Source organism: Ureibacillus sp. FSL W8-0352 (genome assembly GCF_038004345.1).
In the GTDB taxonomy this organism is placed as follows: Bacteria; Bacillota; Bacilli; order Bacillales_A; family Planococcaceae; genus Ureibacillus; species Ureibacillus thermosphaericus.
Genome location: NZ_JBBOQT010000001.1, coordinates 885,746 through 902,064, shown reverse-complemented (window position 1 = coordinate 902,064; position 16,319 = coordinate 885,746). Strand labels below are relative to the sequence as shown.

The 16,319-nt window shown below is 37.0% G+C and carries 15 protein-coding genes; 14 read left to right on the top strand and 1 reads right to left on the bottom strand.

The window, feature by feature from the left end; genetic code table 11:
• Nucleotides 1–101: 101 nt before the first annotated feature.
• Nucleotides 102–1,112, top strand: coding sequence for a DNA polymerase III subunit delta (holA, locus tag NST98_RS04560; protein ID WP_339288383.1), 1,011 nt, complete (start codon nucleotides 102–104; stop codon nucleotides 1,110–1,112).
• Between the two features lie 134 nt (nucleotides 1,113–1,246).
• Here holA and rpsT read toward each other — a convergent pair whose 3' ends face one another.
• The gene (rpsT, locus tag NST98_RS04555) at nucleotides 1,247–1,507 is read right to left on the bottom strand and encodes a 30S ribosomal protein S20 (RefSeq protein WP_016838584.1); all 261 of its coding nucleotides are present in this window, start codon (nucleotides 1,505–1,507) and stop codon (nucleotides 1,247–1,249) included.
• A gap of 161 nt (nucleotides 1,508–1,668) precedes the next feature.
• Between rpsT and gpr the strand changes: the two genes are divergently transcribed.
• The 13 genes from gpr (at nucleotide 1,669) to rpsU (ending at nucleotide 16,277) form a co-directional block, all read left to right on the top strand.
• Nucleotides 1,669–2,697, top strand: coding sequence for a GPR endopeptidase (gene gpr / locus NST98_RS04550; RefSeq protein WP_340714548.1), 1,029 nt, complete (start codon nucleotides 1,669–1,671; stop codon nucleotides 2,695–2,697).
• Between the two features lie 48 nt (nucleotides 2,698–2,745).
• Nucleotides 2,746–3,549: a stage II sporulation protein P gene (gene spoIIP / locus NST98_RS04545; protein WP_016838582.1), complete on the top strand. Its 804-nt coding sequence runs from the start codon at nucleotides 2,746–2,748 to the stop codon at nucleotides 3,547–3,549.
• Nucleotides 3,550–3,854: 305 nt separating this feature from the next.
• On the top strand, nucleotides 3,855–5,684 hold the full coding sequence (lepA, locus tag NST98_RS04540) for a translation elongation factor 4 (RefSeq protein WP_016838581.1): 1,830 nt from the start codon (nucleotides 3,855–3,857) through the stop codon (nucleotides 5,682–5,684).
• A gap of 121 nt (nucleotides 5,685–5,805) precedes the next feature.
• Nucleotides 5,806–6,948 carry a radical SAM family heme chaperone HemW gene (gene hemW, locus NST98_RS04535; RefSeq protein ID WP_340714547.1) on the top strand — a complete coding sequence of 381 codons (1,143 nt, stop codon included), beginning with the start codon at nucleotides 5,806–5,808 and terminating at the stop codon, nucleotides 6,946–6,948.
• Nucleotides 6,949–7,037: 89 nt separating this feature from the next.
• Nucleotides 7,038–8,072, top strand: coding sequence for a heat-inducible transcriptional repressor HrcA (hrcA, locus tag NST98_RS04530; protein WP_168412331.1), 1,035 nt, complete (start codon nucleotides 7,038–7,040; stop codon nucleotides 8,070–8,072).
• A 12-nt stretch (nucleotides 8,073–8,084) separates the two neighbouring features.
• Nucleotides 8,085–8,723, top strand: coding sequence for a nucleotide exchange factor GrpE (gene grpE, locus NST98_RS04525; RefSeq protein WP_340705397.1), 639 nt, complete (start codon nucleotides 8,085–8,087; stop codon nucleotides 8,721–8,723).
• Nucleotides 8,724–8,769: 46 nt separating this feature from the next.
• A complete protein-coding gene (gene dnaK, locus NST98_RS04520; protein WP_340705398.1) occupies nucleotides 8,770–10,593 on the top strand; it encodes a molecular chaperone DnaK in 1,824 nt (607 codons plus the stop codon).
• Nucleotides 10,594–10,965: 372 nt separating this feature from the next.
• Nucleotides 10,966–12,099, top strand: coding sequence for a molecular chaperone DnaJ (gene dnaJ, locus NST98_RS04515; protein ID WP_340705399.1), 1,134 nt, complete (start codon nucleotides 10,966–10,968; stop codon nucleotides 12,097–12,099).
• Nucleotides 12,100–12,133: 34 nt separating this feature from the next.
• Entirely contained in the window at nucleotides 12,134–13,069 is a 936-nt protein-coding gene (gene prmA, locus NST98_RS04510; protein ID WP_340433206.1) for a 50S ribosomal protein L11 methyltransferase, read from the top strand.
• A gap of 47 nt (nucleotides 13,070–13,116) precedes the next feature.
• Complete coding sequence (locus NST98_RS04505) at nucleotides 13,117–13,857, top strand: 16S rRNA (uracil(1498)-N(3))-methyltransferase (protein ID WP_340714546.1); 741 nt, start codon at nucleotides 13,117–13,119, stop codon at nucleotides 13,855–13,857.
• Nucleotides 13,858–13,872: 15 nt separating this feature from the next.
• Nucleotides 13,873–15,204, top strand: a complete 1,332-nt coding sequence (mtaB, locus tag NST98_RS04500; protein ID WP_340714545.1) for a tRNA (N(6)-L-threonylcarbamoyladenosine(37)-C(2))-methylthiotransferase MtaB — start codon at nucleotides 13,873–13,875, stop codon at nucleotides 15,202–15,204.
• 143 nt (nucleotides 15,205–15,347) lie between these two features.
• On the top strand, nucleotides 15,348–16,001 hold the full coding sequence (deoC, locus tag NST98_RS04495) for a deoxyribose-phosphate aldolase (protein WP_340714544.1): 654 nt from the start codon (nucleotides 15,348–15,350) through the stop codon (nucleotides 15,999–16,001).
• A 102-nt stretch (nucleotides 16,002–16,103) separates the two neighbouring features.
• The gene (gene rpsU / locus NST98_RS04490; RefSeq protein WP_016838571.1) at nucleotides 16,104–16,277 is read left to right on the top strand and encodes a 30S ribosomal protein S21; all 174 of its coding nucleotides are present in this window, start codon (nucleotides 16,104–16,106) and stop codon (nucleotides 16,275–16,277) included.
• The last annotated feature ends 42 nt before the right edge of the window (nucleotides 16,278–16,319 follow it).

Here is a 16,319-nt window from a genome sequence, read left to right as displayed (position 1 = left end):
TTTTGATTTCTATTTTATTTTGACACATTTTATACAAAAAATACAGTTCTTCTCATAATTCGTGTATACTAATGGATACGAATTGTTTGGAGGTTTACGAAATGTTTACGAAAGCATGGAAAGAAATAGCAAATGGAAAAATCGCTCCAGTATATTGTATTTATGGCGAAGAAACTTACTTTATAGATGAAACAATTGAACGCATAAAAAAAGCCTTGAGTGTTCACGAGGAAGTGGAGATGACGATTTTTGACTTGGAAGAGTCACCGGTCGACTTTGTCATAGATGAAGCGGATACATATCCATTTTTATCAGATCGTAAATTAATCATTGCGAAAAATGCAACCTTTTTAAAAGCTGCCGAAAAAGGTTCGGAAAAAGTTGAGCATGACGTCAAGCGACTAGAAAACTGGTTAAATCATCCTTCCGATTTTGCAGTAACAATCTTTACAGCGCCATATGAAAAATTGGATGAACGAAAAAAAATCACAAAGTTGATGAAGGAATTATCCGTCATGCTTCATGCAGAAGCGCTAGGGGAAAAAGATTTAGCTGTTTGGATTCAAAGTGAGGTTGCGAGCTTTGAGAAAAAAATTGAAGACGAAGCTATAGACAAGCTGGTTGAAATGGTTGGAGAAAATATGAATCAGCTTCAAAGGGAGATTGAAAAGCTTGTTCTCTATTTAGGCGAAGATAAAATGATTACAAGTGATTTAGTGGAAAATCTCGTAGCAAAAACCCTTGAACACGATGCGTTTAAAATGTTAAATGCTTACCTTGCTCATAACGTTTCAGAAGCGCTTCGAATTTATCATGACTTGTTGCGTCAAAAGGAAGAACCCATAAAATTAGTTGGTTTATTAGCAAACAATATACGGACGATGAATAACGTTTACTATTTACATAAGAAAGGTTATCCTCCGACACAAATTTCGAAACAATTGAAGATTCATCCTTACAGAGTAAAATTAATGCTAGAAAAAAGGGATCGTCCAAGTGAAGAGCGGTTATTGAAGGCGCTAAATGAACTTGCTGAAATTGATATCCTATTAAAAACAACTGGAGGAAACCGGGAAAGATATTTGGAAATGTTTTTATTAAAAAGTTTATAAATTTGCATTCATAATAAGAATCCAAAAAAGGCTGTGTAAAAAGTGCTATGCTTTTTATACAGCCTAAGTGTTTTCATAAATTAAGTTTGGACGAAAAAAGATCAATTGTTATTAAAACAATTGATCTTTTTAGTTTAGTTAGCTTGAGCTAATTTTTTAGCAAGGCGTGATTTTTTACGGCTTGCAGCATTTTTATGAATGATTCCTTTGCTTACTCCTTTATCAAGAGCTCTTGTAGCTTGAATCACTAATTCTTGAGCGTTTTCAGCACCGCTTGCGATTGCTTGTTCAGCTTTTTTAACAGCAGTACGCATTGCTGATTTAGCTTGAGCGTTTGCAACGTTTGCTTTTTTCGTAGTTTTTACACGTTTAATTGCTGATTTAATATTTGGCATTTTTTCACCTCCTAGTTGAAATACGAGATGACAATTTTTCAAAAATATCATTTGTCAATACAACAAAAAACATTATACAAAAGGTAATCTATATTTGCAATACATAAATGCAAAGAATATTTACTTGACAGATTGAACATGATAGAGAAGAGGTGATAAAAATGCAAGAAATTATCTGGAATAGAACCGATTTAATTGATGAAACAGAAGAGGTTGTTCAACATCAAACGAAACAACAAAAAGAGAAACTAGATGAGACAGAAGGCGTCAAATTTGAAGAATTTTACGAAAATCGAGTAAAAGTGACAAAGGTGACCGTCAATCAAGAAGGAGCTAAAGAGATTGGAAAAAAAGAAGGGCAATATTTTACCTTAACTGTTCCAACATTGAATATTGACGATCACGATGGTATGAAGCAGTTGGAAAAAGCATTTGTTAAATATATCGATGAAATTCATCAAAATATTAAGTTAACAAAGAAGAGTAAAATATTAGTAATTGGACTCGGCAATAAGACAATCACACCTGATGCGATAGGCCCGTTTACTATTGATGCAATGCAATCAAGACAGTTAGAAGAACATAATGAACAATTTATTTTATATGCTCCGGGTGTAACTGGGCAGACGGGGTTTGAAACGAGTGATTTTGTACTTGCATTAGCAGAAAAAATTCAACCCGATTTAGTTATTGCCATCGATGCTTTAGCAACGAGAGGAACAGCTAGATTATGTAAAACAATCCAAATAACTAATACCGGAATTCATCCAGGGTCAGGTGTCGGAAATCAGCGGGCAGAAATATCAAAAGAAGTGTTAGGTATTCCTGTAACCGCAATCGGTGTTCCAACGGTCGTTGATGCTACGGTTATTATTGCCGATGCGGTAGATAAGGTATTTCGTTCCATTGCGACAAAAATTCAAGAGAAAGACAAGCCTTCTGGCAAACTTTCTGTCACATCTTGGACATCGGATTCAAATTCAGATGTCGATTTAAATGTTGTTCGACCGATTTTTGGAGAATGGTCGACTTGGTCAAAGGCTGAACGAAGGCAACTATTTGAGGAAGTATTGTTATCTGGTTCGCAAAGACTTATTGTTACGCCGAAAGAAGTCGACATTTGGATGACGAAGTATTCGGTATTGATTAGCAATGGTTTATTTAATTGGGTAGAAGATAGATTGAACTAGTTCTAAAAATTCTCTTTCTTCCATATCGTAGTGGAAGGAGAGGATGCTATGATTAAAAAAATTCAAGGATTTGTACTGTTATTGCTTTTCTTTTTCTTGTTACCAATCATTACAGGACTATTACCTTTTCCAAACAACGAGAAATTTGTTCCTGCCACACCAGAAGAAAAGATAGTCTATGCATCGAATGATTTAGTAGTATCTGATGTTGTGCCTCCAAAAGATCCTTTTAAAGTGTTGCTCGTGTTTACCCATTCCCATGAAACGTATAAGCCTTTCGTGGAGAATGAAAAGGGAATGGTCGCTGTATACGATGATCATTCAAATTTATTTTCCATGCAAAGTTTGTTTGAAGATTATTTTCGGTTAAATGGAATTTCTGCGACAACTCTTGATGTAGATGTAATGAATGTCATGAAGCAGAATGGCAAAGCTTTTCATGAGGCTTATAAAACAGCTAGGCCATATATTGCCGAAGAATTAAAATCAAATCATTATGATTTGATTTTGGATATTCATCGAGATTCTACTTCTCGAAATAAAACAACGATTGTTCATAAAAATGTTTCCTATGCGAAAGTAGCTTTTGTTATTGGTGCAGAAAATCCAAATTATAAATCTAATAAAACGCTTGCTCAAGCCTTAAGTGATTCAATGAATCAAATTATACCAAATATTTCAAGAGGTATTATTGAGAAAAAAGGCAGCGGTGTGGATGGGGTATATAATCAAGATTTGGCAAAAGAAATGATATTAGTGGAGATTGGTGGCATTGATAATACAGAAGATGAAGTTTATCGTACTGTTGCCGTAATGGCGCAAGCGGTGGCGAATAGTATTGCAAAACAATAAATTTATATTTTCAAGTAGCGTTTAAGAGAATGACTTTTAAACGCTATTTTTTATTTTCACAAGGCAATTATGATTATTTTATAGAATAAGAATAAAGATTCCCTTTATTTGCTTATCTTGTTTATTATTGTGCTTACGCCATACTTCATAGTATAATTCAACTTAGTTTATTGTAACTTTGTAAAATCATGTTGAAAAACAACACAAAATAGCAGTATATAGTGAAAGGTGAAAAGCCTCCTGCGAAAACCAAATGACTTTGGTTAGATTCAAATCGCATGGAGGCATTTGTTAGGAGTGGAAATATGAATCGTGAAGAACGCTTAAAACGACAAGAACGCATTAGAAACTTTTCAATAATAGCTCATATTGACCATGGAAAATCTACATTAGCGGATCGCATTTTGGAGAAAACGAAAGCTTTAACAGAGCGAGAAATGAAAGAACAGCTACTAGATTCGATGGACATAGAACGAGAACGTGGAATTACAATTAAATTAAACGCTGTTCAGCTAAAGTATCAAGCAAAAGATGGGGAAATTTATATCTTCCATTTAATCGACACTCCAGGACACGTCGATTTTACTTATGAAGTGTCAAGAAGTTTAGCTGCATGTGAAGGAGCTATTTTAGTTGTGGATGCTGCGCAAGGAATTGAAGCGCAAACACTAGCAAACGTTTATTTAGCGTTGGATAATGATTTAGAAATATTGCCGGTAATAAATAAAATCGATTTACCTGCAGCTGATCCAGAAAGAGTTCGCAATGAAATTGAAGATGTGATTGGTCTCGATGCGGAAGATGCGGTGTTAGCGAGTGCAAAAGCAGGCATCGGTATTGATGAGCTTTTGGAGCAAATTGTTGAAAAAGTACCTGCTCCATCAGGAGATCCAGATGCACCTCTGCAAGCATTAATCTTCGACTCATTATATGATGCTTATAAAGGTGTTATTGTTTCTGTAAGAATCGTAAACGGAACAGTAAAACCTGGAGATAAAATTCGATTTATGGCAACAAATGCGGAATATGAAGTGGTAGAAGTAGGTGTACATACGCCGAGAGTGACTCCTGTTGAAGAGTTGACGGTTGGTGATGTAGGTTACATTACTGCTTCAATTAAGAATATTCATGACACGAATGTGGGGGATACAATCACCCATGCGGATCGTCCGGCGAAAGAACCTTTGCCAGGTTATCGAAAGCTAAATCCAATGGTATTTTGCGGCCTTTATCCAATCGATACAGCAAAATACAACGATTTACGAGACGCATTAGAAAAGCTTGCACTAAATGATTCTGCATTACAATTTGAACCTGAGACATCTCAAGCATTAGGTTTTGGGTTCCGCTGTGGTTTCTTAGGTTTATTGCATATGGAAATTGTGCAAGAACGCTTAGAAAGAGAGTTCCAGCTTGACCTTATTACGACAGCTCCATCTGTTATTTATGAAGTGGAATTAACGGATGGTTCAAAAGTTAGTGTGGATAACCCTTCCATGATGCCAGCACCACAAAAAATAAACCAAGTGTTAGAACCATATGTCAAAGCAACCATTATGGTGCCAAACGATTATGTTGGTGCGGTAATGGAATTATGCCAAAAAAAGCGTGGCACATTTATCAACATGGATTACATTGATTCAACACGAGTGAGCATCTTTTATGAAATGCCACTTTCAGAAATCGTTTATGATTTCTTCGATCACTTAAAATCGAATACAAAAGGTTATGCTTCATTCGATTATGAGTTAATTGGTTATAAACCTTCGAAACTTGTGAAAATGGATATTTTAATCAATGGTGATCAAGTCGACGCATTAAGCTTCATTGTACATCGTGATTTTGCGTACGAAAGAGGAAAAGTCATTGTTGAAAAATTAAAAGATATTATTCCGCGTCAACAATTCGAAGTACCTGTACAGGCGGCTATTGGAACAAAAATTATTGCCCGCTCTACAATTAAAGCAATACGTAAAAATGTGTTAGCGAAATGTTATGGAGGAGACATTTCCAGAAAACGTAAACTCCTTGAGAAGCAAAAAGAAGGTAAGAAGCGCATGAAGCAAGTAGGATCTGTTGAGATTCCGCAAGAAGCATTCATGGCAGTATTAAAAATGGATGACGAAAAGAACTAAGTTAAACAAAAATTTGGAAAAGCCATTCGATAATCGGGTGGCTTTTTATTTGTTACATTGAATTTTATGATTGAAACGGTACAATAGTAAGATAAATAGTGTTAAAGAAAGAAGGGATAGAATGGTTCGAGGAGTTTACATCCATATTCCTTTCTGTCATCAAATATGCAATTACTGTGATTTTAATAAAGTGTTTTTTCACAATCAGCCAGTAGATGAATATATTGAAGCAGTTGGGAAAGAGATTGCAATGGCTGTAAATAATATGCCGGAGCAATTTGAAAATATAGAAACAATCTACTTAGGTGGAGGTACACCAACAGCATTATCTCCCAATCAAATCAGCCGTTTGCTAGAATTAATTGCAAAACATTTAAACATCGATGTAATAGAATTCACTGCTGAAGCTAATCCAGATGAATTAACAATAGAAAAATTAAGAGCATTGAAAAATGGTGGGGTCAACCGTTTAAGTTTAGGGGTTCAATCATTTGACCAACAACTTCTTCAAAAACTGGGGAGAACACATACCAATGATGATGTTTATAAAGCAATTGACAATGCGATTGCTGTTGGTTTTCAGAACATTAACATTGATTTAATGTACGGGCTACCTGGACAGTCAATTGAACTGTGGGAAGATACTTTAGAAAAAGCTCTTCTACTAAACTTGCCCCATTATTCTGCATATTCATTAATTGTGGAACCAAAGACTATTTTTTACATTCAGTTTTCAAAAGGAATGTTGCATTTGCCACCTGAAGAACAGGAAGCGAAAATGTATGATTTGTTGATGGAGCGTATGGAGGATAGCGGCCTTTCTCAATACGAAATTAGTAATTTTGCAAAAGAAGGTTTTCAATCGCTTCACAATAAAATTTATTGGGATAACGATGAATATGCAGGCTTCGGTGCTGGTGCCCATGGGTATATGAATGGCATTCGCTACTCCAATTATGGACCTATCAAAAAATATTTACAATCCATCCATATGGGACAGCTGCCAACTCTTCATCGCCATCAAGTTTCGATTAACGAAAAATGTGAAGAAGAAATGTTTCTCGGATTACGAAAAAATGAAGGAGTTTCGTACCACCAGTTTGAAAAGAAAATAGGATTTTCATTAAATGAAAAATATGGTGAGATTATAAGCAAACTGATGGATGAAGGGTTAGTGATGGAAGAGGAAGGTCGAGTAAAACTAACAAGAAAAGGTCGCTTTTTAGGAAATGAAGTGTTTCAACAATTTTTATTGTACGAGTAGGTTATTTCGTTGACACTAATTCATAGTTTTGTTAATTTAATTATAGTATTAGCACTCTCTTTTTATGAGTGCTAACAGAGGTGGTTTCAATGTTAACTGATCGTCAATTACAAATATTGCAAGTAATCGTTGATGATTTTGTGATATCAGCTCAGCCTGTTGGATCACGTCAAATTTCCAAGAAAAAAGGAATTAATTACTCACCTGCCACAATTCGAAATGAAATGGCAGATTTAGAGGAGCTTGGGTATTTAGAAAAGACACATGTTTCTTCTGGACGTATTCCTTCAGAAAAAGGATATCGTTATTACGTAGATCACCTACTGCAACCGAAACGTATGTCTGTTCATGAAATAAATTTAATACAATCCATTTTTGAAAAACAAAAGGTTGAAATTGAACAAATCATACGTGAATCAGCAAGCATTTTATCCGAATTAACATCTTATACAGCGATTCTACTTGGTCCAAATGTAACGGATCATCGGGTTAAACGCTTTCAAATTATACCTCTTTCAAAACAAACAGCTGTTGCGATTATCGTAACAGATATGGGTCATGTAGAAAACCAAGTTATAGCATTACCTGAAGGTTTTGATGCTTCCGATATTGAAAAAACAGTTAACATTCTTAATGAAAGGTTAATTGGTGTGCCGTTAATTCATTTGCAAAGTAAATTAGAAAAAGAAACATATGAAGTATTAAAACAACATGTTCATATGGCTGATTCCCTCATTCTTTCGTTAATAAAAGTTGCATCTGTGGAAAATGATAGTAAAATTTACTTTGGCGGAAAAACAAATATGCTGAATCAGCCGGAATTTCATGATTTAAATAAAGTCCGCCAGTTGATGGAATTAATGGATAAGAAAAACCAAGTAATTTCACTGTTTCAGCCAGTGAAACAGGGCATTACGATTCGAATCGGTTCTGAAAACAATCATATTGCAGTCGAAAACTGCAGTGTAATTACCGCTTCCTATACTGCTGGTGAAGAGCAGAGCGGAGCCATTGCCATTATCGGGCCAACGCGAATGGACTATAAGCGGGTCGTGACGTTACTTGACATTGTAAGAAGAGGATTATCAAGAACTTTTTCGGAAAAATTGAATGATGGACAGTAAGGAGGATTATCAGTGTCCGAAACAACAGAAAACAAACACCAACTAGAAGAAGCAGTTGAAAACGGTGAAACAAAACAAACATTCAAAGAAGAAGCAACTTTCTCGAATTCAGAAGAAACAATAGGCGAGGAAGTCGTGAATGTAGAGGAAGATACATCGGCTGATGAAAGTTCACAAGCAGAACTTTCAGTAGAAGAATATAAAACAAAAGTAGCCGAGTTAGAAGCAAAATTAGCAGAAGAAGAAAATCGTTATTTAAGATTAAGAGCAGATTTTGAAAATTTGCGTCGCCGTAGTCAGCTCGACCTGCAAGCGGCAGAAAAATATCGTGCTCAAAGCTTATTAACAGATTTATTACCGATAATTGATAACTTTGAAAGGGCGCTTCAAGTAAAAGTTACTTCAGAAGATGCTCAATCACTATATAAAGGAATTGAAATGGTTTATAATGCCCTCATAGATGCGACGAAAAAAGAAGGGCTAGAAGTGATTCCGGCTGTTGGTGAACCATTTGATCCAAATGTTCATCAGGCTGTAATGCAAGAATCAGATTCAGAAAAAGAATCTGGCATTGTCTTGAAGGAATTACAAAAAGGCTATAAATTGAAAGATCGCGTATTAAGACCTTCCATGGTTTCAGTAAATGAATAATTGAAATTTGAATGAAATTTGTGTGAAATAGGAGGCAAAATTCAATATGAGTAAAATTATTGGTATCGACTTAGGAACAACTAACTCTTGTGTGGCTGTATTAGAAGGTGGAGAACCTAAAATCATCCCGAACCCAGAAGGAAACCGTACAACACCTTCTGCTGTTGCTTTTAAAAATGGAGAACGTCTAGTTGGGGAAGTGGCAAAACGCCAAGCAATAACAAACCCAAATACAATTCTCTCTATTAAGTCTCACATGGGGACTGATTATAAAGTAAAGATTGAGGATAAAGAATACACTCCTCAAGAAATCTCTGCAATGATTTTACAATATTTGAAAAGCTATGCCGAAGACTATTTAGGAGAAAAAGTAACAAAAGCTGTCATTACAGTACCAGCTTATTTCAACGACGCACAACGTCAGGCGACAAAAGATGCTGGACGAATTGCGGGTCTTGAAGTAGAGCGTATCATTAACGAACCTACTGCTGCAGCACTTGCATATGGTTTAGATAAATTAGATGAAGACCAAAAAATCTTAGTATTCGACCTTGGTGGAGGTACATTCGACGTATCCATTCTTGAACTTGGTGATGGTGTATTCGAAGTGCTTGCTACTGCAGGTGATAATAAACTTGGTGGAGACGATTTTGACAAAAAAATTATTGACTATTTAGTTGAAGAATTTAAAAAGGAACATGGCATAGACTTATCTAAAGACAAAATGGCAATGCAACGTTTAAAAGATGCTGCTGAAAAAGCGAAAAAAGATTTATCTGGCGTTACTTCTACACAAATTTCATTACCGTTCATCACAGCTGGCCCAGAAGGTCCTCTACACCTTGAAATGTCATTGACACGTGCGAAATTTGAAGAGTTAACAAAAGACTTAGTAGAACGCACAATGGGCCCTGTACGTCAAGCACTTTCTGATGCTGGACTTTCTGCATCTGATATCGATAAAGTAATCCTTGTTGGTGGTTCTACTCGTATTCCTGCTGTACAAGAAGCAGTGAAACGTGAAACAGGTCATGAACCACATAAAGGGGTAAACCCAGACGAAGTGGTAGCGATGGGAGCTGCTATCCAAGGTGGCGTAATCTCTGGTGACGTGAAAGATATCGTATTGTTGGACGTAACTCCGCTTTCATTAGGTATTGAAACAATGGGTGGAGTATTTACGAAATTAATTGAACGCAACACAACAATTCCAACATCAAAATCACAAATTTTCACTACTGCTGCAGATAACCAACCAGCTGTGGACATTCACGTTTTACAAGGAGAACGTCCAATGGCAGCAGATAACAAAACATTAGGTCGATTCCAATTAACAGATATTCCACCAGCTCCACGTGGTGTACCACAAATTGAAGTAACATTTGATATCGACAAAAACGGTATTGTGTCTGTTAAAGCAAAAGATCTTGGCACTGGCAAAGAGCAAAAAATTGTTATTCAATCGAACTCTGGTTTATCAGAAGAAGAAATTCAACGCATGATTAAAGAAGCAGAAGAGAACGCTGAAGCGGATGCAAAGCGTAAAGAAGAAGCAGACCTTCGAAATGAAGCAGACCAATTAGTGTTCCAAGTTGATAAAACAATTACGGATTTAGGCGATCAAATTACAGAAGATGAAAAGAAATCTGTGACAGATGCAAAAGAAGAGTTAACGAAAGCATTAAAAGAAGGTTCAATTGATGATATCAAGTCTGCAAAAGAAAAACTTGAAGGTGTTTTACAACCGTTAGTGATGAAAGTATATCAACAAGCTGCACAACAAGCACAAGCAAACAATGCTCAAGGAGAAGACAAAAAAGATGACGGTGTAGTAGATGCAGACTTTGAGGAAGTAAAAGACGATAAATAATAAATTGCCAATGATATAAGCGAAAGGCGGTTCTAATAAATAAACCCTCCTTCGTTGACCGCCTTTCGATTTGTATTGTCAATATTGGTTGATTGAATAATTGGAAAGCAAGAAAGTCAAAGCCGTTTTTGGTCTTTGACTTTTTCCATGATATAGACTGAATGATAGCATTATAAGGTAAAGTATCTTTCGCACACGCTTACATTAAAATAATGCAATTTTTAATGTAGCGTTTGTGGCAGATACATCATAGAAATAGAAAACTGTGTTAAATTTTTTCATCTTTTATTAGCATGGTTTAAATAAACTTCATTTCAATCTTTAGCATATATGATAAAATAGACCTTATGTAAAAGAGAGCGAGTGTGAGGTATGAAACGCGACTATTATGAAGTCCTTGGCGTAAGCAAAAACGCAACGAAGGATGAAATAAAAAAGGCATATCGAAAATTATCGAAAAAATATCATCCCGATCTTAATAAAGAACCTGGTGCAGATGAAAAATTTAAAGAAATTAGTGAAGCATATGAAGTATTAAGTGATGATCAAAAAAGAGCACAATATGACCAATTTGGCCATGCAGGTGTCAATGGACAAGGCGGTTTTGGCGGCGGAGGATTTAGTGACTTCGGTGGCTTTGGCGGTTTCGAAGATATTTTTGATACTTTCTTTGGTGGTTCAAGACGCAGAAGAGATCCGAATGCCCCTCGAAAAGGTGACGATTTACAATATCGTATGAACATTTCTTTTGAAGATGCAGTATTTGGTAAACAAACAGAAATCGAAATCCCGAGGGAAGAACAATGTGATACGTGCAACGGTTCTGGTGCAAAACCTGGTACAACACCAAAAACATGTGATAAGTGTAACGGTACTGGGGAAATGAGCCAAGCTATTGATACTCCATTAGGCCGCATTGTCAACCGTCGTACTTGTAGCTATTGCCAGGGCACTGGTAAAATAATCGTGGAAAAATGTTCGACTTGTGCTGGAAAAGGAACTGTACAAAGAAGGAAAAAAATTAAAATTACTATCCCAGAAGGAATCGATGACGGTCAACAATTACGCGTATCTGGTCAAGGAGAACCAGGCATTAATGGTGGACCACCTGGGGATTTATATATTGTCTTTCGTGTTGGAAAACATCCTTATTTTGAACGAGATGGAGACGATATTTACTACGAATTAAAAATTACGTTCCCTCAAGCAGCTTTAGGGGATGAAATTGAAGTTCCAACAATTCATGGAAAAGTGAAATTAAAAATTCCAGCAGGTACTCAATCGGGCGCTCAATTCCGAATTAAAGATAAAGGTGTAAAAAATATTCATGGATATGGAAGAGGTCACCAATACGTGAATGTAAAAGTTGTGACTCCGACGAAATTAACAGAACGGCAAAAACAACTATTGCGGGAATTTGCTGAAATTAGCGGTGATATTTCTGAAGAACAAGGAAGTTCATTATTTGATAAATTGAAAAAAACTTTTAAAGGTGAAACAAAATAAGGAATAATGATAGAAAAGTGGAGTGTGATTGCAAGTGAAATGGACTGAATTATCAGTACTAACAACAACTGAAGCGGTGGAAGCGGTATCGAATATTTTTCATGAGGCTGGAGCAAGCGGAGTTGTCATTGAAGAATCTTCAGAACTTAGTAAAAATCGTGAAAATCAATATGGAGAAATTTATGAATTAAATCCCGATGATTATCCAGCACAAGGGGTGGTCGTTAAAGCCTATCTTCCTGCATCCAGCTTCTTAGCGGAAACTATCGAGGAGATAAAACTTGCAATCGCAAATTTAAAGAATTTTGATATTAATGTCGGTGAAAATATATTAACAACTTGTGAAGTTCACGAAGAAGACTGGGCGACTGCTTGGAAACAATACTATCATCCAATTAAGGTGTCAGAGCGATTTACGATTGTACCTACTTGGGAAGATTATCATCCAAAAAATTCAGACGAAATCATAATTGAGTTAGATCCTGGCATGGCTTTTGGTACAGGAACTCACCCGACGACGGTCATGTGTTTACAGGCTCTTGAAAAAACGGTGAAAGCGGGCGACGTAGTCATTGATGTTGGTACCGGTTCAGGAGTTTTATCCATTGCTTCAGCTCTACTAGGTGCAAATAAAGTGCATGCTTTCGATTTAGATCCTGTAGCTGTGAAGTCAGCACAAGAAAATGTTCAGCTAAATCATGTCGAGAAAATTGTGGAAGTGGAGCAAGGAAATCTATTAGAAAAGGTACAAACGGAAGCGGATGTTGTCGTAGCGAACATTTTAGCTGAAGTCATCATGACATTTACAGATGATGCATATTCGATTATCAAGCCGGGTGGATTCTTTATTACATCTGGAATCATCGGTGCGAAAAAAGAAGTTGTGAAAAGTGCTCTTGAAAAATCAGGTTTTATTATTGAAGAAGTATTAATGCTGGAGGATTGGGTATCCATCATTGCGAAAAAATAATTTTAGGAGTTGTCTTTAGGGCAACTCCTTACTTTTAGGAGGAAATAATGCAAAGGTATTTTGTTGATGAACCATTTAATGAACAAAAACAATTGACAATTACAGGCGAAAGTGCTCGGCATATTTCGAAAGTAATGCGCATGCAAAAAGGAGACAAAATTATTGTCGTGCAAAAGGAAATTGCTTATCTTTGCACGATTCTTTCTGTTGGACAAGATGTGTTAGTAGAGCAAACGGGTGAAACAATTCCTTCTCCAGAAATGCCCATTCAAGTAGACATTGCTTGCGGTTTGCCTAAAGGAGATAAACTTGAATTTATAGCACAAAAAGGGACAGAGCTTGGCATGCATGCATTAATTCCTTTTGTAGCAGAACGATCCATCGTCAAATGGGATGAAAAAAAGAGCGATAAGAAAATCCAACGGCTATCCAAAATCGCTCAGGAAGCTGCTGAACAATCCCATCGAACATTTGTACCGATTATTTCCCCTCCTCTTTCATTTAAACAACTATTGGAAACATTTCCTTCATATGATGCAGTATTTGTTGCTGATGAAGAAGAGGCTAAGGGTAAGCACACAAGATTTGCGGACAAGCTAAAAAAAGTGTATGATAAAGAATCGAAGTCCATTTTATTTATTTTTGGGCCGGAAGGTGGACTTTCAAGGAAAGAAGTGGAAGCCTTTAAAGAACAAGGCGCAGTCACTGTTGCTTTGGGTCCCAGAATATTACGAGCGGAAACGGCACCTTTATATGTGCTTTCTGCCATATCATATGAATTTGAATGAAAGAGGTGTGTTGCCTTGCAAACTGTGGCCTTTCACACATTAGGCTGTAAAGTGAATCACTACGAGACCGAGGCCATTTGGCAATTATTTAAAGAACATGGCTACGAACGAGTTGATTTTGAAGAACAGGCAGACGTTTATGTGATAAATACGTGTACGGTGACAAATACAGGGGACAAAAAATCCCGCCAAGTCATCCGCAGGGCGATCCGTAAAAATCCGGACGCGGTGATTTGCGTGACAGGCTGCTATGCCCAAACATCCCCGGCGGAAATTATGGATATCCCCGGCGTAGATATTGTAGTCGGTACGCAAGATCGCGCGAAAATGCTTGATTATATCGAGCAGTACCGCAAAGAGAGACAGCCGATCAACGCAGTCCGCAATATCATGAAAAACCGTGTGTTTGAAGAAATGGACGTTCCATATTTTACGGACCGCACCCGCGCTTCATTGAAAATCCAGGAAGGCTGCAACAACTTCTGCACCTTCTGCATTATTCCATGGGCGCGCGGATTAATGCGTTCACGTGATCCACAAGCAGTAATCAAACAAGCTCAAGCCCTTGTCGATGCAGGCTATTTGGAAATCGTCTTGACCGGCATCCACACAGGCGGTTACGGACAAGACTTCAAAGATTATAATTTGGCGCAGCTTCTTCGTGACATCGAAGCGAATGTGAAAGGTATCAAGCGTTTGAGAATTTCATCCATTGAAGCTTCCCAATTGACGGATGAAGTCATTGACGTACTCCGCGAATCGAAAATTGTGGTCAACCATTTGCACATTCCTCTTCAATCCGGTTCGGATACGGTATTAAAACGCATGCGCCGCAAATATACGATGGCGTTCTTTGCGGAACGGTTGAATAAATTGAAAGAAGCATTGCCGGATTTGGCGATCACTTCCGACATCATCGTCGGTTTCCCGGGTGAAACGGAAGAGGAATTTATGGAAACGTACAACTTTGTAAAAGAACATAAATTTGCGGAACTTCACGTGTTCCCATATTCCAAACGGACAGGAACTCCGGCGGCCCGGATGGAAAACCAGATCGATGAGGAAGTGAAAAATGAGCGGGTACACCGGTTAATCACATTAAATGATCAATTGGCGAAAGAGTACGCTTCCCGATTTGAAGGGGAAGTGTTGGAAGTCATTCCGGAAGAACATGTGAAAGAATTTGGCCCAAACATGTTAGCCGGTTATACAGATAATTATTTGCGAGTTGTATTTGAAGGAACGCCAGATCTCATTGGAAAACTAGTTAAAGTGAAGATTACAAAAGCGGGATATCCATATAATGAGGGGCAATTTGTTCGTGTATTAGAAGAACAAGTTCAATAATAATCATTGCGCATTCTTGTACAGATACAGGAATGCGCATTTTTTATTCATTGAACAATTTTCACCTTAATATGAATGATTTTCGTATGTTATCATAATGGCAATTGGACAAGAATAAATAATACATTAAAGGAGCTATTACTATGACAACAAACTATGCTTCATATATTGACCATACGTTGCTCTCACCAGATGCAACGGAAGAACAAATTGGAAAATTGTGCGAAGAAGCAAGAAAATATGGCTTTGCATCTGTTTGTGTGAATCCATATTGGGTAAAGTATTGTAAAAGTTTATTGCAGGACACTTGCGTTAAAGTTTGCACAGTCATTGGTTTTCCTCTCGGAGCTTCAACGACGGAAACAAAAATATTTGAAACAAAACAAGCAATTGAACAAGGTGCAGATGAAATTGATATGGTCATTAATATCGGATTGCTTAAGACGCGTGATTATGAACGAGTGAAAGAAGATATTCAACACGTTATTGATGCTGCGGGTGGAAAAATTGTAAAAGTAATTATTGAAACATGTTTGTTAACCGATGAAGAAAAGGTGAGAGCGTGTCAATTGGCAGTTGATGCTGGTGCAGCATTTGTCAAAACTTCAACAGGATTCTCAAAAAAAGGTGCCACTGTAGAAGATGTCGCATTAATGCGAAAAACTGTTGGCCAACATGTTGGCGTGAAAGCTTCAGGTGGAATTAGAAGTTTTTCTGATATGAAAAAAATGTTGGAGGCTGGAGCAAATCGTATTGGTACTAGCAGCGGAGTCAGAATTATTGAAGAAACTTTATAGGATTTCTATTGACTCAATTTTTACAATACGCTATAATTTTCGAGTACACAATTAACGCATGTTTTCTGTGTATTGACGTGTGTTCGGAGGGAGGGAAAAGAGATGACAAAAACTGTCGTAAGAAAAAACGAAACACTTGAAGATGCTCTTCGTCGCTTCAAACGAACTGTATCTAAAAGTGGTACAATTCAAGAAATTAGAAAACGCGAATATTATGAAAAACCAAGCGTAAGACGTAAGAAAAAATCTGAAGCTGCACGTAAACGCAAGTGGTAATCTAATTATACCCTTCGTTCGTAACACGCGTAAGATACACTT